This window comes from Hymenobacter sp. (assembly GCF_031398885.1).
In the GTDB taxonomy this organism is placed as follows: domain Bacteria; phylum Bacteroidota; class Bacteroidia; order Cytophagales; family Hymenobacteraceae; genus Hymenobacter.
On the sequence record NZ_JANNOD010000114.1, the window covers coordinates 1 to 18,224 of the forward strand.

Genomic DNA, 18,224 nt, shown 5'->3' on the forward strand with positions numbered 1-18,224 from the left:
CGCAGGAGCAGGTCGGCTTCTTCGGGGTTGGCGGTGGAGCGGCTTTCAGGAATGGTGATTTCCTGGAAGCCGAAGCCGGCGGTGTCGAGGAATTCCACGGGCAGGTCGGGGGCAAAGCTCAGGTCGTAGGCGTCGAGGCCGGCGTGGCGCACGGTGGCGTGGGCTTCGAGCAGGCCGTCGTAGAACTGCTCCGAACTGAACGCCATGATTTGCTCGTGCATCCGGTACTGCACCGTGAGCATCCGGGCCGTGGCCGGCTGGCGCTTGATGCACTTCTCGAACAGGGTTTCGCGCAGGCCTTCGCGGGCGGCTTTTTCGCTCTTCACCGTGGGCGGCAGCTGGTGGTGGTCGCCGGCCAGCACCACGCGGCTGGCCTTGGAAATGGGTATCCAGCAGCCCGGCTCCAGGGCCTGGGCGGCCTCGTCGATGAACACCGTTTCGTAGGTGAGGTGGCGGATGTTGCGGTTGGCCGCGCCCACCAGCGTGCAGGTAATCACCTGCACTTGCTCCAGCAAATCCTCGGTGATGTAGCGCTCCAAGTTGTCGGCTTCCTGGTGCAGGGCGCGGGCTTCTTCCTTCAGCAGGCGGCGCTGCTGCTGCTCCTCGTAGCCAAAGTTGCGCTTGTACTCACTGGCTGTTTCGCGGTACTGCTCGGCGGTCTGGCGCATCGAGCGCAGCTCGTTGTAGTTGCGGTGGGCCATCACCTGGGCGTCGAGCGTGTGCTCCAGCAGCAGGTCCGACACCCGGCTGGGGTTGCCCATGCGAATGACATTGACGCCGCGCTCGGCCAGCTTTTCGGTGAGCAGGTCCACGGCCGTGTTGCTGGGGGCGCACACCAGCACCCGCCGCTCGCGCCGGATGGTTTCCAGAATGGCCTGCACCAGCGTGGTGGTTTTGCCCGTGCCGGGCGGGCCGTGGATGATGGCCACGTCCTGGGCGGCCAGCACGTGGCGCACGGCCGCCAGCTGCGAGGGGTTGAGCGGGCTGGGGTAGAACAGGTCGGAGGCTTTTTCCTCGCGGAAACGGGCCGCCCTGGCGCCCAGCAGCACGTCGCGCAGCTCGGCCAGGCGGCCGTCGTAGGCGCCCATCACCTTGCCCAGGGCGTAGTCCATCTCGCGGTAGCTCACCTCGTCGAAGGTCAGGTCGATGCCCAGCTTGCCGCCGTCGGTCACCCAGTCGGGCAGGTCTTCCTTGGTGGTGGCCAGCAGCAGCTTGTTGCGCCGCACGCTGGTAATCACGCCGTTGAGCGTGGGCCGGTCGGTGGCCGCGCGGCCGGGCACGTTGCCAAACAGCGAGGCATTCTTACCGACTTGAAACAAGTGCAGGCCCTGCTGCCCGGCGGGGCGCTCCAGCTCCAGCACCACCTTGCCGCCAAAGCCCACGTCTTCCTTCGTGATGGTGACGGGGTACCAAGTGAGGCCGCGCTGCTGGCGCTCGGCAATGCTGGCCTTGGCGTTTTTAAGCTTGAACTGCACCAGGTCTTCCTGCTGCTCGAGTTTCATCAGGGCCTGGACCTGGCGCAGCTCCTTTTCGAGGGCGTAGCGGTCGACGGGGGCGAAGGATATATCAGACAAAAGAATGCGGGTTGATTTCGTTGGATTGGTAACAACGAAAACGGAAAATGAGTGACGAAGGTCGGGCGCATTTCCCAAGGCGGCCGCCTCCAACTACAAACAGCGCCGCCGCCGCCGCAAAAATGCAAGCCCAGCGCCGCGAATGCACCGGGTCGAACCACTTGGGAAATCCATAAAAAAGGCTGCCTGGAAGCCAGGCAGCCTTTTTTAAGCAGCACCACGCGGCGGGCGCTACAGCTTGGTGAAGCGCCGGCTCAGCGTTTGCCGGTCCTGGGTGGTCACCAGCAGCAGGTAGGAGCCGGCGGGCAGCCGGGCCGCGTCCAGGCTGGTGCCCAGGGTGCCGGTTCGCACGGTTTGCCCAATGGCGTTTACGATGCGGTAAGCGCTGCCCATCAGCTCGGGGGCCGGCGCCAGGCGCAGCTCGTCGGCCACGGGGTTGGGGTAGAGGGCAAGCAGGGCGTTGTCGCGCGCGTTGGTGCGGGCCAGCGCGGTGCGGGCCGCGCCCTGCTTGGTGATGCGAATCCAGTTGAGGTTGTAGCCGCCGGTTTGGGCAAACACGCCGAAGTTGTAGGTGCCGGCGTCGATGGTGACGGTGCGCGAGACGGTGGTCCAGTTCTGCCAGCCGCCGGTGCCCGGAATGGTCGTGTTGCCCAACTGAATGCCGCCCGCGTTCAAGTCCGCCGAGATGGTGCCACCGTTGGCCCCGCTGGCCACGCGGTACTCGATGAGGTAGCTGCCGGAGGTGGGGAAGTTGACGCCGTTGAATACGAGGTAGTCGCCGGGGTCAATGAAGCCCATGTCCTGGCCGCCGCCCGCATCGGAACAGGCTTCCACCACCATGCCGTTGTTGACGTTGAAGGTTTCGGCTTCGAGCTGGCGGCTGAAACCGGCGGAAACGGCCTGCACCCGCAGGGAGGTGGTCTTGTCGTTCCAGTTGCCCGCGCCCAGCGCGTTGTTCACCAGGCAGGTGTTGTTGGCCGTGACCGTGAGCGACGCGCCAGTGAAGTTGTCGTTCTCGTACAAAATCACCCGGAAGCCGCTGTTCAGGGTCAGCGAAGAAACGTCCTCGTTCAGAATGCCCCGGGCTTGCAGCTGGCCCAGGTTATAGTCGCCGACGGGCAGGGCAACGGCGGTGCCGCTGAAGCCGCAGTCCTTGAACAAGGTAGCCACTCCGCCCGCCGGGGGCGGCGCCGAGCCCGCGTAGCCGCCAAAGGTGGCAATGACCCGCGTCGGCCGCGGGGTTTGCAGCGTGGCCGACTGGTCGGCCACGTCGTCGTAAGCAAAGCCGTAGCTCAGCTGGTCCACGCTGATGCCCGGCAGGTGCCAGAAGCGCGCGTAGTAGTTGGCCGGGCCGGTCTGGTAGAAGCTGCCCACGTTGTACCAGTCCTGCAGGCCTGGGTCGGCCGCGGTGGTGTTCACCACGTGGCGGTTGATGGCCGCCGTCATCTGGGCCTGGATGACCAGGTCGCAGTCGCCGTCGCCCACGCGGGTGGCCAGCACGCCCTTGCCCTCAAAGGCTTCCTGGGTGGTGGGCCGCCGGGTGATGATGCCCGTGCGACCCGCAAATGCCCCCGACTGGCCCACCACCGTGAGCCGGTCGCCAGCTATTCGGCCCCTGAACACGCCGGCGTTGCCGGCGTTGAAAACCAGGTCCACGTTCACATACTTGGCCCAGATGGCGTCGATGTACGACTTAAAGTAGTTGGCTTGGGGGCCGGGCACGGTGCCGTTGGTGCCGTCGTAGAACGCAGGCGTTTTGGCCGGGAAGGTGATTTCGCCGGTGGCGTCGTTCACCGTGCCCTGGAACTCGGCCGGCACGTTGGCTTTGTAGGCGGCCACGATGTCGGCGGCGTTTTTCAGCTCGCCCGTGCGCTTCTGGTAGCCCGCGCCGAACAGCTCCAGGCCCATGGGGTATTTGTAGGAATCGACGCGCGTGGTGTTACCAAAGAACCCGAACTGGTTGTTGGTCAGCTCAATGATTTCGTACAGAATGCCCCGGTTCACGTCGTCCGGGTTCTGCCCGTTGGGCCCGGCATAGCCCGAGGGCGCGCCCGAGGACCCGAAAAAATACAGGTACAGCTGCTGCCCGCGGGAGATGAATACCCGGCAGCCCTGGATTTGCGGCAGGGTGAAGGTTTTGTTCGGGATTTCGCTCAGCCGGGTGAAGCAGGAAGCGTAGCGGGAATTGCCGCCGGGGCCGGTGTTGCCGTTGTAGGTGGGCCCCAGCACGGTGTTGTAGGAGCGGTCCATGGGCACCACGGCGCTGTTGCGGGCGTTCACCCAGATGTGGTTGCCGGCGTTGTCGAGGCCCACGATGGCCACGTACAGGTCGCTGTCGGCGAAGGGCGAGGTGTTGGCGACGGTGAATGGAATGGGCCCTTGGGCCCCGGCCCCGCGCGGGCCGAAGCACAAAAGGAAAACCAGTCCCCAAAGGGCAAAAAGTGTAGGCTTTTTCATAGTTGTGAAAAATGGCGGGAATGAAACAAAAAGTGGAAAGGACTTTTGGCGGGGCCCGCGCAAACGGGCGCACCGAGCCGCCAACCCAGCCGCCGGACAGGCGGCCCAGCGGGGCATTTTCGGGCAGACTCCGGCCGGAGCGCCGCCTACCCTTCGGCCCTGAAACAGGCCATTGACGGCGGCAGCGAGGCAAAGGTATTCGGGTGTTTTAAATAAACAAATGCGCTGTTACGGGCTGAAAACGATTGTTTTACCGTCAAATTCACTTAACGCGCACGTGGTTTTCATTTACGCAACCGCAGGCCGTGGTGCGAGGCCGTGGCAGCGCAATGCCGCCCAGGTTGGCCGGCAGTTGAGAGCCGGGGTCGTTTGCGTTTAAAACACAACTTTCGGCCAGCAAACTTTTTCCATTATTTTTAGAAGAGCAGCCGCCTTGGGCTGCAACCGGGGCCGCCGAGCTGCGGCGCCCTGGCCGGCCGGCGGCCGGCTGGTCGGCAGCAGGGCCCCGGCCGGGAGCACCGGTTCCGGCAGCCCCCCGGCCAGCCTGGGCGCGCGGGGGCCGCACCAACTTGTTGGCTCGTGCGCTGTCGTCCCGCTCGTTTTTGCTCCGGTCCATTGGCCGGCTACTGGCGGCCGGCTCCGGTTCCGAAAAAACCGGAGGCGGGGGCCTTACCACCGCCCGTGTCCACTTCCGCCGGCGCGGCAAGTAGACGGGGTGTTTCCGGGGTATCTCTACAGGATGGCGCTCGGGCTCGGGCCGTTTCGAAATGAAATGGGCCGGTTGTCAGGCAAAAAAATTGCCGGGGTCCGCTTGGCTCAGGTAGTTGTGCAGCTTGGGTAGCGAACCGAAGTAGGGCAGCACGCAGGCCAAAAACTGGTCGGCCACGGCCTGGCTGGGGACGTAGGCCACGAACGTGTGGCCGCCCTCCTCAAATTCCACGTCGTCCAGCAAGGCGGGCTGGTGCTCCTCGATGATGGTTTCGATGTGCTCAACCCAGGAATCGGCGGTGCCCCCAAACCCGTGATTTTGGAACAGAACGTAGTACTCTTCCAGCCCGCCCACATCGGCAAAGATGACCAGTTGGCGCCCGGGCGCGGCGGGCGGCGGCAGCGGGGCCACCTGAAAAGGGAAGCTGGACATGCGGCGAAAGTACGGCTACTTGCGCCGCCGCCGGGCCACCAGCAGCCCCACGCTGAGCACCGACAGCACGGCAATGAGGGCGTCGCGCACGAAGTCGCCCTGCTTGGTTTCGGCCACTTCGGCTTCAAGGTCGCGCTGGCGGGCGAGCTGCTGTTTTTCGCGCTGGCGCAGGTTTTCGGTTTCGTTTTGCAGCTCGGAAAGGCGCTGGGCGGTGAGGTTGCGGTCGTCGCGGCCGGTGCTTTCGAGGTGGGTGGTGGTGGCGGCCAGGCGTACCGACGTGGTCTGCGCCTGGCGGGCGGTTGCGTTCAGCACGTCCACAATCTGCTGGTCCTTGTCGACAATGCCCTGGAGCGCGTTCACCACTTCCTGAAGGTCTTTCTTGGAAGCCTTGTTGCCAAACAGGCTGTGCCGCTGGGCGCTGGCGGCGGCGTAGCGGCGGGTGAGCACGGCGCGCTCGCGCAGCAGGCCGGGCAACGGGCCGTCGGGTGTCACTGGCTCGGGCTCGCCAAAGGCGGGCAGGAGGGCGGCCCAAGCCAAGGCCGCGGCAAAGGCTGTAAAAAAACGGCGTTTGGCGCGCGTCTGCATTCTTTGTGGCATGAATGGGAAGGAGGGCCGGCCGGCAAATATCATCAATGGATTGGTTATACGAAAAACTACTCGGCTCCGGTAGGGAGTCATGGGACGGCGGGTAGCCGGGTGCGCCACCCGCCGCAAGGCGCCCGCTCTGTACGGCAAAAACCCCTGGCCCGCCGGCAACAACGCACCTGCCGAACCCTTCGGGCTGCCGTTGGCGGTGCGCGAGGCGAGCCCGGACGAAACTACGGCCACGTGGTTCACAACGCGGCGCGGGTAGGCGGTGGCCGCCCGGCCGGCGTGCGCAACCAGCTGCGTTGCCGCAATCCAATCCGCCCGAGGGCCCGCAGGGTCAGGTCGTCACTTACGAGCGGCAGGCGAGCCGCTGCCCGTTCAAAACCCGCCGTGGCGTGGCCGCCAGCACGGCCCTGCCGGACCGGGCACGCCGTGAGCTGGGCCGGCGCAGCCGCGCTCGTTACGCGCCGCATTAATATGTGCCGGGGCGGTAAATTGCTGGCGCCGCCGGGCTTCGCGGGCGCCCGCTGGCCCCACCGTTCCCGGCAATGGGGGACGCCGCACCCGTTACTTTTATGGCCGCCGCGCTTATTTTCTACCCCATGCCCACCCGCTACTACCCGCGCCTCGCGGCCCTGGCCGCCGACCCCGCCGCCGCGCCGGCCGACCAGCTGCCCAAGCTGCGCAAGGTGCTCGAAACGGTGCTGCGCGACGACTGCAAGCAGCGGGACGCGCCTTTTGTGGACCTGAACCAGGCCATTGGGCAAGTCGCGTACGCCCACAACCTACCCTTGGGCCTGCGCAACCAGCTGCAAGCCCTGCGCCTGGTGGCCAATTTGGTGGTTCATGAAAGCTACCCCGGCACGCCGGCCGAAACGGCCAGCGGCTTCGCGGCCGTCGCGGCCCTGGTGCTGTACCTGACGGGCGAGCAGTACGCGGGCCCGCCGCTGCTGGAAACGCCGGTTTCGGCCACAACCGCCAGTTCCGACCCGGCCGTTGACCTTGCGGCGGCGGCATTAAGCGCCTTCGTCCCCACGCTGAGCCCGGCCCCGGCCGGTACCGCCTGGCGGGTGCGGGTGCTGCACGCCGACCTTGTTGCCGACGACCTGACGGTGGAAATGGCTTCGCCCGCCGATGGCCGGCCCAGCGGTCCTTTCCACCTGCTGCTGCCCGCGGCCTACGAAGCCGTGCTGCCGCTGGCCGCCGCGCTGCACCCCACGCTGCACCTCATCGGCCCAGTGCTGCTGGCCGATGGGCGCGTGCGGGCCCGCCGCGTGGTGCTCGAACCCGACTACCTGGTGAGCGTGACTACCGTGGCCGAGTGCGCCCAAAAGGACGGCACCGTCCCCGAATGGGCGCTGCTAAACGCATTTTTGCCCGACGAAACCTCGCGCCCGCTGGTGCTCGGCAACCTGGTGAACCTGCTGCTGGACGAAGAAGTGAGCCACGCCGCGCGCCAAGCGGAGGCGGCGGTTAGGGGGCAGCTGCCGGTGGTCAGCTCGAATGGCAATGACCACCCAGCCGGGCAAAACAGTAGCGAGGCGGTAGAAAAGGATTCAGTCGGAAACGAGAAGTTGGAACTAGGAGCCGACAACCCGCTACGAACAATCAACAACGAGGATTTCAACCTGGAGCGGTTCTTCAAGCAGCGCTTGTTTCGCACGGCGCCGCTGGCCATCAGCACGCTGCCGGAGTTTCAGACCCGTACTGGCGTGCCCGAACTGCTCAACGACCTGCGCCGCCACCACCGCACCCTGCGCGAAACGCGCACCCAGGGCTTCGTGGCCGCCAGCCGCACCGGCTACCAGCAGGAGCCCCTGCGCCTGGCCGACTGCTTCCTGGAGCCCACCTTTCTCTCGGCCACTTACGGCCTGCAAGGGCGGCTCGACCTGCTGCACGAAAGCCCCACGGGCTATGACCTCGTGGAGTTGAAAAGCTCCACCAAAGTGCCTCATGCCGAGCCGTGGAGCAACCACGCCGCCCAGGCCCAGCTCTACCGCCTGCTGCTGGAGTCGGTGTTCGGGGCCGATGGCGAGACGGCCGGCCGGGGCCGCACCAGCATCCTGTACTCGAACGCGGCCAGCGGCCAGCCCGCCGTGCGCCGCGTCGATCAGGACCAGGACCTGATTGACCGCCTGCTCATGGCCCGCAACCAGCTGGTAGGCACCGAGCTGCAGCTGGCCCGCGCCCCCGGCCCCCGCCAAACCGAGCAGCTGCTGGCCCCCGTGCTGCACCCCAACCTGCTGGCGTTGCCTCCTTTCGGCAAGGCCAAGGCCGAGAAAATGGCCGCCGCCTGGGCCGCCGCCGATGCCGTGGAGCGCGCCTATTGCCTGGAGTTGGTCCGCTTCACGGCCCGCGAAATGCGCCTGACCCTGCTTGGCGACGAGGGCCGCCCGGGCGACGCCGGCGGCCAGGCCGGCCTTTGGCTGCTGCCCCAGGCCCGCAAGCACCAGAACTTCAGCCTGCTCGACGACCTTGTGCTGCTAGAAGACCACAGCCACGCCGACGATGACGCCCGCGACGGGCTGGGCCCGCACCTCATCTTCCAGCGGCCCGCCGACGGCCGTGAGGTGAACTTCCGGGCCGGTGACACGCTCATTCTCTACCCGCGCCGCCGCGCCGAAGCGGCCGGTACCAAGCGGCCCGCGGCAGTCTCCGCCCCGCAGCCCTCCCCCCCAAACTTCGAACCGCCGACTCCGCAAGCCGACCTGAGCCCCTCAGTTCCCAAGTCCCTGAGTCCTTTGGATAGCCAGGTGGTGAAGGTGGTGCTGGCCGAAGACCTCGGGGCCGACGGCCGGGTGGTGCTCAGCGTGCGCAACCGCCGCATGGCGCCGCGCTACCTGCTGGGCCATTCGCACTGGGCGCTGGAGCCGGACACTTACGACACCTTTCGCCGGGAGTGGGCCGGGCTGTCGGCCTTTCTCAGCCTGGCCCCCGAACGCCGCCGCCGCCTGCTGGCTCGCACCGGCCCGCGCGAGCCCGAAGGCTGGACGGCCGCTGCCGCTCCGGCCACCACGGCCGCGGAAGTGGTGACCCGCGCCCTGGCCGCGCCCGACTGGTTTGTGCTCTGCGGCCCGCCCGGCACCGGCAAGACCCGCGCGGTGCTGCGCGAGCTGGCGGTCAGCCTTTACAAGCAGGATAAGCAGGTGCTGCTGGCCGCCTACACCAACCGCGCCGTGGACGAAATCTGCGAGCAGCTGGTGCAGGCCGGCCTGCCGTTCATTCGGGTGGGCTCGCGGCTGGGCACGGCGCCCGGGTACCGGCCGTATTTGCTCGACAACATGCTACGCGACTGCACCAGCCGGCAAATGGTGCGCGGCCGGCTCACCACTTGCCCGTTCTACGTGGGCACGGTGGCCAGCCTGCTGGGCAAGCCGGAGCTGTTTCTGCTCAAGCAATTCGACGTGGCCGTGGTGGACGAAGCCAGCCAGGTGCTGGAGTCGCCCATGCTGGCCCTGCTGGCCAAGGTGCCGAAGTTCATCCTCATTGGCGACCACCGCCAGCTGCCCGCCGTGGTGGCTCAGGAGCCCGAAACCAGCGCCGTGGCTTCCGAAGTGGCCGCCCTACTGCGCGATGAGCTGGGCCTCACCAACCTGCGCAATTCGTACTTCGAACGCCTGTTCCGCCGCGCCCAGGCGCACTGGCCGCACGCCCACGGCACCCTGGCCGACCAGTACCGCATGCACCAAGACCTGGCCGCGCTGGTCAACCAGGATTTTTACGACAACCAGCTCCGCTGCCCCCAGCCCTGGCAGGCTGCCCCGCTCGACCGCGCCGCCTGGCCCGCCAGTGACCCGGCCGACGCCTTCGCGGCGTTGTTGCGCACGCGGCGGGTGGTGTTTATGCCCACGCGGCGCCTGCCCGAGGATTTGTCGATGAAGGAATCGGCCCAGGAGGTGGAGCTGGCCGGGCGCGCGGCTGCCTGCGTGGCCCAGGGCTACGGCGGTGATTTTAACCCCGAAACCACGTTGGGCATCATCGCCAGCTACCGCAACCAGGCCGCGCGCATCCGGGCTCGGCTGGCGCAGCTGGCCGTCGAGTTGGCCCTGCCCGCGCTGGCCCAGGTCAGCGTCGATACTGTGGAACGCTACCAGGGCAGCCAGCGCGAGGTCATCATCGTGAGCTTCTGCTGCCACCACGAGCACCAACTGGAGCTCATGGTGTCGCCCGACGAATCCGGCCAGGTCGACCGCAAGCTGAACGTGGCCCTCACGCGGGCCCGCCAGCAGCTGGTGCTACTCGGCAATGAGCTGGTGTTAAGCCGGGCGCCGCAGCACGCGGCGCTGCTGGCACGAGTAGCCGAGGCTTACTAAAAAATAACGCGAGAGTGGTTCCGTCTACTGCACGTTCACCAGCTCTACCTCGAAACGAAGCACTGTGTTCGGCGGGATGGGCGACCGGCCGAGTTCGCCGTAAGCTAGTGCCGATGGAATGAGCAATATGCCCTTTTCACCTTTGCGCATCAAGGGTATCCCTTCATTCCAACCCTTGATGACATTGCCTGGCAGCGTGAACTCATAAGGTTGGTTGCCGTTGCGTGACGAAGCATCAAACACCCGGCCGTCTAGGAACTGACCCGTGTATAAGACTGCTACCTTTTTGCCGGCGGTGGCCTGGGTGGCCGCGGGGTTGCTGGTAACCGGCACGTAGTAGAGCCCGGAGGGCTGGCGCTGCGCGGTGGTGATGGCGTTGTCGGCCAGGTATTTCTTGATGATTTCTTCGTCGATGGCGGAGAAGTCCTGGTTGGGGTCGGTGACCTCAACTTCTTCTTTGCAGGCGGTTGTCAGCACGCCCGTTGTGGCTACCAGCGCCGCAAACAGCACCCGGAGAATTCCAGTGGAAAATAATGTTTTCATGAATCGTTTTTTTGTAAAAATAGACCATTGGGCCCGAATGCGACGTTGGGCACTAGGGCTCTGCTGAAATTAATACCGCTCGAAAAGGTTGCGGCGGCAAATTCAGCGCTATTCAGTTCGTCGGAAACAGCAGCTGCTTTTGGCGCGGTATGGTTCCATTGGCCAGCGCACCCGACGCCTGCCGCCACCTAGTAGTTCAACCCGTAAACCTGCCGAAACTGCCGTTCCGACACCCACCGTGGGGTGGCGCGGATGGCCAAGTCGCGGAGCTCGGCGGCGGCGCCGCTCAGGTAGCCGATGCGGCCCATGAGGCGCGACGTGCGCACGACGTGCCGGGCTTTGGCGCGGCGCAGGCGCAGCAGCTCGGCGAAGGCCCGCGCCGGGTCGGCCGGGTGGCGGTGCAGGCACAGGGCCAGGGCGTAAGCGTCTTCCACGGCCTGGCAGCCGCCCTGGCCTAGGTAGGGCGTGGTGGCGTGGGCCGCGTCGCCAATCAGGCCGATGCGGCCCCGGTGCCAGCAGGGCAGCGGGTTGAAATCCACGACTTCATTGCGAATAATAGCGGGCTCATCGGCGGCGGCCAGCAACGCCGGCACAGGCTCAGCAAAACCGGCAAAGGCCGCTTGCAGGCGCCCCAGCAGGCCGGCCCGGTCGCTTCCGAACGCGCCCGGCACCGCCGCAAACCAATCGACCACGCCGTCGGCGATTTCGGAAAAGCCAAACCGCAGCCCGCCGGCCCAGGCTTCGCGGATGGCCCGTCGGAACCGGGGCGCCAGCGCCACTGCCGACATGCCCCGCCACACCAGGTGCCCGGTGCCGTTCGGCCGCACTCCCGGGAACAACTGCCCGCGCACGGGCGAGTGAATGCCGTCGGCTCCCACCACGAAGGCCGCCCGGTGCGCCGTGCCGTCGGCAAAAGTCACCGTGACGCCGGCCGCGTCCGGGGCCAGCGCGGTGCAGGCTTTGCCCAGCCGTACGGTGGCCGGGTCCAGCTCAGCCAGCAGAATCTGCTGGAGCGTGGCCCGCCGGATGGCCGTGGTGCCGTGCCCGAACTGCTGCCGAATGCGCGCCTGGTCGGTGCGGAGAAGGGGGCGCAGGCACCCGTCCGTAATCTCAATGGCCCGCAGCGGAACCCCGCCGGCGTTGATTTTGGTGGCCAACCCCAGGCGCTCGAACACCTGCATGGCATTCGGGGCCATCCAGATGCCGGCGCCCAGCGGCAGAATGTGCGGGGCGGCTTCGCACACCGTGGCCGCAATGCCGCGCTGGTGAAGCGCGATGGCGGCGGTGAGCCCGGCGATGCCGCCGCCAATAACGAGGCCGGGAAGCTGCATGAAAGCGGGAAGGGTTGAAGCGTTAAGTAGGTTTCGGGTGAGCAGGGTGGCAGGCGGGGCAAGCCCCCGTATCCTGCGTTCATCAACAGCCAACCGCGCGAAAGGTCAGCGGGGCCGCGAACAGGGCCAGGTTCCAGCTGGTGGGTGCGCTATCTAATCTGCCGCAAAATGGTTTCGTCGGTAATCTTGTCGTCGTCCATCAGCAGCAGGGCTTTACTGAGGATGATGGACAGCACGGCGTCGCCCTCGAAAGGCAAAAATACGTCGGCGGTGCCCACCGTTTTGGCCGAGCGGTCGGGCACGATGCACAGGTACTGGTCGTTGGGCTCCATGAGAATGTTGCCGCTGCCGAGGTGAATTTTGTAGGTGCGCACCCGGCCCTTCACCACTAGAAACTTGTCCTTGATTTCGCTCACTTTGCCGATTTTCAGGCGGGGCACCAGGCGCTCCAGGGCCAGCTTGCGGTTTTTGGCCACCTCGCCCAGCTCGCCGAAGCTGTAGCTTTCCCAGTAAGTGCGGAACTGCACCAGGCCGCCGTTGTCGCGCCACTGCGGGTCGTTGCCCACGCTGGCCACGCCCACGAACAGGTCCACGTCGCGCATCACCTCGGAAAACACCAGCGGCGGGATGTCGGGCAGGGCCACGGCTTCGTCGTCGCGCCGGGTGAAGCGCACCTGGTCGGTGCTCACGTAGTGGTAGATGCCCGTGTCGTTCCAGGCCCCGTCGGCATCCACCTCGCTCACCCAAAACTCGGCCTGGAGCTGATGGGCAGGCAGCGCCAGGGTGGCTTTGTCGGAATTATAGCCCTTGTCGTAGGCGCCCAACAGACTGTATTTCCAGCCGCGTAGCTTAGCCAGGGAGTTGAACTGGTGCTGCTTGAGGATGTGCGCCGCCATGCGGTTGGAGTAGGTGCGGGTGCGCTCCTCGGGCGGCGTGAGCAGGTACACTTCGCGAAAGGCCTGCTTGAGCGGCTGGCGCAGCTGGGCCCGTTCGAGCAGCGCGCGCCAAGCCAGCACCTCGGCGGCCGGGGCCAGCACGGGGTGCCAGAGCTGTAATTCGGTATCGGGCGCCGGGGCGGGCACGGGGCGGCCGTGGGCGTCCTGCCACTGCTCGTTTAGCCACAGTGCGTCCCGGAAGGTGCCGTCGGGCTGGTGCAGGCGCCAGATGAGCGGCCGGGCCAGCTCGCCCACCAGGCCGTGGCCGAAGTAGTACTGCTCGAACCAGGGCCACGGAATGCGGCGCTCGTCCACGAAGCTGCGGTCGAGGCGGTCGCGCAGGGCGGTGTAGGTTTGCTGGGCTTGGGCGTGGGTGCCCTTCAGGTTCTTTAGCTCGTCGGCGTGGGTGGTTTTGAGGGCGGCGGCGGCGGTTTTCAGGGCTTTACCGCCCTTGTCCCAGTGCACCTCCGCCTTGCCCCCGGCCAAAGCCAGGGTGGCGGTGTACTCGCCAAACTGCTCGGCGCAGCGGCCGGCCTGCAGGCCGAAGTCGGGCGTGGCCATGTCCTCAATCTCGGCCGGGCTCACGCCCAGCGCCCGCGACCCCTGCTCGATGTAGCGCGCAATCAGCTCCTGGGTGTTGGTCTGCTTGATTTTGGCCCGCACCCGCGCCAGGGCCGCCACGCCGGGCAGGCCCAGCTGCGAGAGCGTCAGCAGGCAGGCGTTGCCAACGCCCATGGCCAGCGGGCCCTTGCCGGGAATCTTGCGGTAGCACTTGGCGGCCAGCGTGGCCAACTGCTGCAACGTGGCCGCGTCGGCCAGGCGCTGCGCGGTCCAGATTAACCCCTTGGCGGCAATGGCATTGGCCTCGTGCAGGTAATCCCAGGTGGTGTAATTGTACGTGCTGCCGTCGCCGTAGTCGTGGGTATGGGCTTGTTCCCGCACCGGCATCGCGTTCAGCAGCTCCAGCCACGCGCGCAGCTGCGGGCGGGCGAGCTCGGGGCCCACGGCCGCCAGGGCGACGTCCAGCTCCTTGCCCAGCTTGGCGGTGGGCTGGCCGGCGCTGGCTTTTTGCCAGAGTTGCAGCAGGCGCAGCCACGGCAGGGTGGCGGGCGCGTCGTCGGCGAGGCCGGCGGCGAACTGCGTCAGGCTTCGGCCAAACTCGTCGTCGCTGGGAAAGGTGATGATGGGCCGCGCGTCCCCGTTGCCCGCGCTCAACACGGCCTGGAGCCGGCGCTGTAGCTTGCTCACCTCACTGGCTCGCCAGCCCGTCAATTCCAGCTGCGTGCCGGCTAGAAACCGGGTCAAGTAGGCCGCCAGTGGTTCCCCGAGGCCATTTTTCTGCACGGCTTTCTCCACCTGCCCCAATGTGAGGGCGACCGGAAAAATGCCCAGCGCATCGCGGATGGCGGTTGGGCTGGGCGTATCGAACGAAAGCCCGTAGAGCTGAAAAAGCGCGATGAATTCCGCTTCGCTCAGCGTGAGCGTGGTTCTCATCAAACTCTCCAACAGCCTGACGAGCGTGGTGCGAATGCGGCCCTGGTTGAGCCGGATGCCGGCCATTGCGGCCAGAACCAGTCGGCCCCGGTAAGCAGCGTCTTTGGTGCGGGCCGCCTGGTAAGTCGGCAGTTCGGTGATGGTGCTGTGCCAGTTGGTCGTGGCGCCCGCTTCCTCGATGAGCCGTTGCAGCACGGGCTGCATCTCCAGCAGCCCGGCGCTGGCACCTTCGGGGAGGGCCTCAAACAAAAGCTTTTTCGATTTTGCCATAAAATTTTGCCATGAAAAAGGGAGGTTACGCCCGTAAGCCAAAAGAACCAGCGGCCGGCATCAGCCGCCCACCAGCGGCGTGAGCTTCAAAAAGCTGGCCGTGGCCCCGGCCCCGAGCCATATTTCCTCGTCCAAAGATTCCACCTGCCGGTCGTTCACCAGCAGAAAAAAACCGTTGTTTTGAAACGCGAGCAGGGCCTGGTACACCTGCTGCTCGGCGTCGATGGGCTTGGCGTGGCGCAGGCGGAAGCCGCTGCCGTTGAGCAGCCGCTCGGAGTCGGTGGGTTGCACCAAACCCTGGAAAAGGGTGGTTTGGTTGGCGTTGTGGGCAGCCACTTCCTGCTGCACGCGCCGGCTTATCAGCTCGCGCACAGTAAGCATTTCCTGGCTGATTTCCAGCTCCAAACGGCTGAGGACGCTGCCAGTCGCAGTCTCGTCCTGAAAAGTGAGAAGGGCCATTTTTCGGGGACTCAAAAAGTGAAATAGATGATTTTTGCCTGCGGTACAATCTCCTGGTTAAAAGCCCTAACTCAATAAAGCGCTGGCAACTTTTTTCAGGCTGGGCGACGCCTTCCACTCGCGCAATCGGTCCTCCACGGTGGCTGGCACGGGCTGGCGGGTGCGGGCCGTGAGGTCGGCGTAGGCTTCGAGCAGCTTGCGCACGTTGCGCATCGGCTCAGCAGGCAGCTGGGGCAGCAGCGCGTCTAGGGTGCGGCGCAGGGCGTCGTCCGTGGCGAAGTTGATGGCCCGGGCCTGGACCAGGCCGTCGGCCAGGCGCTGCACCGGCACAAATTCGGCCGCCAAGAGCTGGCCCAGCGCCTGGCCCAGCGCGACGGGCTCCAGACGCCGGGCTGCCACTGCGGCCAGCAGCACTTCCACCGCCAGCGCCCGGCACCCTGGGGCGTTGTGCGTCAGGCCCACGGCCAGCAGCAGCGCCGCCGGTTCGTCGAAGCGCGGCCCCGGCCCCAGTAAGCTGCGCAGCGCTTGGACCAGCAATTCCCGGGTGGTCGAGTCGACCGTGTCGCGGGTGGCGGCGAGGCGCAGCGCGTGCCAATGCAGCGGCGCCGGATACTGCGGCAGCAGCGCCACCAGATACGGGTAATCCGAGGTCAACGAACTCATATGATGCCAAATGTGGTGCGACTCGTTCACCTTAAAGTTCACGTGGAGCGAATAGAGCAGCAAGCCGCTGGGGGCCGGGCCCTCGGTGGGCTGGGGCAAGAGCCGCAGTTCGGTCCAACGGTCGGTAACCTCGGGCTGGCCGGGCTTCCATTTTTCCACGTAGGTGTTGGACTTGGGCTGTAGCTCCCAGCGCGGCTGCCAGGGCCGCACCACGCCCGGATAGTCTTTGGCCGTCAGACCGGCCAGCGCCGGGAAATCGGCGGCTGGCTCCCGGATACGGGCCGCCACCGCCCACAGCCAGGGCAGGGATTCGGCCAGGGAGCCGGGCATCTTGGCAGCGGCCGCCGGCAGCAGTTGCCCCAGTCGTTCCGTAACGTGCTTGAGCAGGGTGAGCAAGGGCCGGCGGTCGGCCGCGGCGGCGGGCAGCGGCGCGCCGGCCGGCTGGAGCAGCCAGTGCAGCAATTCGCGCAGGCCCTCGTGGCGCAGCTGCGGCAGTAGGGCCCGCGCGGCGGCCGCTTCGGCGAGGTGGGCCCGGGCAGTCCGGGCCAGGGCCACGGCTAAGTCGGCGAAATTTGGCTCCTGGGCGGCAGCCTCGTAGGCCAGTAGGCGCTGCACCAGCGCCGTGGGCGCCACCCAGTGCGGCGCGTGGGTGGGCGTGCTCAGCAGCGGTAGGGGTTGCCGGGCGCGCAGCAACTGCTCCGCAAACAGCAGCCGCTGCTGCTCCACGGCCACCAGGGGGTCGGCCGCTTGGTAAGCAGTGCGCATTTCCACCCGCTTCACCAGCGGCGTGGCGAAGCCCCCGGCCCAGCCCAGCGTCAGCGCCTGCGCCAGCCCGGCGTAGCCGACGGCGAAAGCAGGATTATCCAGAATGGCCCGTTGCTCGGTTTCCGTTTTGCCCTGTAGGTGGGGCAGGAGTTGGTGCAGGTACGGTTGCAAGGGCCCTTGGCAGTCGGCTGGAAAGTGCGGACGCAGGCGCAGCAGGCCCTCCAGCCAGCGTTCCAGCGCGGCGGGGTCGTCGTGCCGGAGCACCTGGCCGGTCAGGAACAGCAGCTCGTGCCAGTCGGCCACCGGCGCGATGGCCGTGGCGGGCGAGAGGTCGGGCACGTAGTCGGTCCGCGGCTCGTAGGCGGCCGGGGCATCGGCCGGCGCGGGGGCGGGGGCCGCTTCGCTCAGCCAGGGCGCGAGGACGAGGCGAGCGGCCGGGGCCAGCAGGTCGGCGTACTGGTTCAGGCGGTCAGTTAGGTCAGCAACTTCAGCGGCGGCGAGCAAAGGCTTTTTGGCGTTGAGCAAATCCGCCAGGCCCTTGGCGGCGCGCTCCTGCACGGCGCCGTCGGCGTGGGCCAGGGCAGCGGCGCAGAGCTGGGCGATGGCCGTGGCGTGGCCCGGCGAAGTCTTGACCAGCTTGCCTAGCCCACCCAACAGCGTCCGTACACCGGTTTTAAGGTCCGGCCGCGTCATCAGCCCGTCGGCGTAAAGCAGCAGCGCCTCGGCCCGGAAACCGACTTCGGTCCACAGGTCCTTGAGCTGGTCGAGGGCGAAGTTGACGACCAGGGGCAACGGGTGCGCCAGCAGTTCCACCAGCTCGGCCTGCCGGGCCAGGCGTTCGGCGGCCGTGGGACCCAGGGCCAAAAACAGGTTCTTGAACCACGTCAGCAGCGGCCGGCGGAAGTCGCGGCGCAGGGCCAGCAGGCAGCGCGTGAGCAGGTCGGCGCGGTCGAGGTGGCCGGAGGCGGCGAGTTGCGGCAGCAGGGTCAGCCACGTGGTGTTCTGCTGGCGTTGATTGTCGTAAACCAAGGCAGAATCGGCCACCGTGTCAAAGTCAAAAAGCAGCGGTAAATCGCGCTGTAGCAGGACCGTATTAGTCTGGATATCGGGTAGAATGGTTTGCTGCGGCGCTATTTCTTGCGAAGCTTTTGGAAGCTGAAAATTGCGCAACCAGTTGTACCTGTTGAGCTTGTCTGCGGCCGCTTTCGCGAACAGCCACGGGTGGTGTGCTATCAAGTCCCGGGACTCTAACTCACGCAGCAATGAGTAGTCGGGCGCAGCCCATTGATTGGCCCGGGTAGTGCGCTCAAACCAATCAGCCAACCAGTCGGGTCGGGCATGTTCAAGCACCTTTATCATCTGGCGGCGGTTTTCCAGCAGCTGAAGCTCTTGTTCGTGGCTCAACTGCGACGGGAATGTGAACCCGCGTGCGAAGGCTTCTTTGCGCGAATAGGTGACGAGCCCGGCCAGAAACAGCATCAGCTCCTGGTCTGGCTGCATGAGCCGATTCCAATGGCCGTTGGCGCGAACGGTGTATTCGTCCAGCTCCTTGTGCAAGGACTTGGTTTTGGTTCGCACCGCTACCACATTTTTTCGCTCCAGCTCCAGGAGAAAGGGCACCAGCTCCTTTGTGTTTTGGCGGCGGATAATGTGCTCAAAAGCCTCGACGGGGGTGGGGGCAGCAGGCATGC

10 protein-coding genes are annotated in these 18,224 nt (G+C 66.4%); 1 reads left to right on the forward strand and 9 read right to left on the reverse strand.

Annotated features, from left to right (window positions below; all coding sequences use genetic code 11):
• The 4 genes from RMO51_RS20300 to RMO51_RS20315 all read right to left on the reverse strand — a co-directional run.
• Window positions 1-1,574: AAA domain-containing protein (locus RMO51_RS20300; protein WP_310397806.1), on the reverse strand; the 1,574-nt coding region annotated here is incomplete at its 3' end.
• Between the two features lie 231 nt (window positions 1,575-1,805).
• The gene (locus RMO51_RS20305; protein ID WP_310397807.1) at window positions 1,806-4,031 is read right to left on the reverse strand and encodes a beta-1,3-glucanase family protein; all 2,226 of its coding nucleotides are present in this window, start codon (window positions 4,029-4,031) and stop codon (window positions 1,806-1,808) included.
• A 784-nt stretch (window positions 4,032-4,815) separates the two neighbouring features.
• On the reverse strand, window positions 4,816-5,172 hold the full coding sequence (locus RMO51_RS20310; RefSeq protein ID WP_310397808.1) for a hypothetical protein: 357 nt from the start codon (window positions 5,170-5,172) through the stop codon (window positions 4,816-4,818).
• Between the two features lie 15 nt (window positions 5,173-5,187).
• Window positions 5,188-5,769 (reverse strand): hypothetical protein, encoded by a 582-nt coding sequence (locus tag RMO51_RS20315; RefSeq protein ID WP_310397809.1) that lies wholly within the window; start codon window positions 5,767-5,769, stop codon window positions 5,188-5,190.
• Between the two features lie 566 nt (window positions 5,770-6,335).
• On the opposite strand from RMO51_RS20315, the gene RMO51_RS20320 reads away from it, so the two are divergent.
• Window positions 6,336-10,073, forward strand: a complete 3,738-nt coding sequence (locus tag RMO51_RS20320; protein ID WP_310397810.1) for an AAA domain-containing protein — start codon at window positions 6,336-6,338, stop codon at window positions 10,071-10,073.
• 24 nt (window positions 10,074-10,097) lie between these two features.
• Here RMO51_RS20320 and RMO51_RS20325 read toward each other — a convergent pair whose 3' ends face one another.
• The 5 genes from RMO51_RS20325 to RMO51_RS20345 form a co-directional block, all read right to left on the reverse strand.
• The gene (locus RMO51_RS20325; protein WP_310397811.1) at window positions 10,098-10,616 is read right to left on the reverse strand and encodes an FKBP-type peptidyl-prolyl cis-trans isomerase; all 519 of its coding nucleotides are present in this window, start codon (window positions 10,614-10,616) and stop codon (window positions 10,098-10,100) included.
• Between the two features lie 188 nt (window positions 10,617-10,804).
• Entirely contained in the window at window positions 10,805-11,947 is a 1,143-nt protein-coding gene (locus tag RMO51_RS20330) for an FAD-dependent monooxygenase (protein WP_310397812.1), read from the reverse strand.
• Window positions 11,948-12,096: 149 nt separating this feature from the next.
• Entirely contained in the window at window positions 12,097-14,646 is a 2,550-nt protein-coding gene (locus tag RMO51_RS20335; protein WP_310397813.1) for a DUF4132 domain-containing protein, read from the reverse strand.
• Between the two features lie 60 nt (window positions 14,647-14,706).
• The gene (locus RMO51_RS20340) at window positions 14,707-15,105 is read right to left on the reverse strand and encodes a hypothetical protein (RefSeq protein ID WP_310397814.1); all 399 of its coding nucleotides are present in this window, start codon (window positions 15,103-15,105) and stop codon (window positions 14,707-14,709) included.
• Between the two features lie 66 nt (window positions 15,106-15,171).
• Window positions 15,172-18,222 (reverse strand): DUF6493 family protein, encoded by a 3,051-nt coding sequence (locus RMO51_RS20345; RefSeq protein ID WP_310397815.1) that lies wholly within the window; start codon window positions 18,220-18,222, stop codon window positions 15,172-15,174.
• Between the last annotated feature and the right edge of the window lie 2 nt (window positions 18,223-18,224).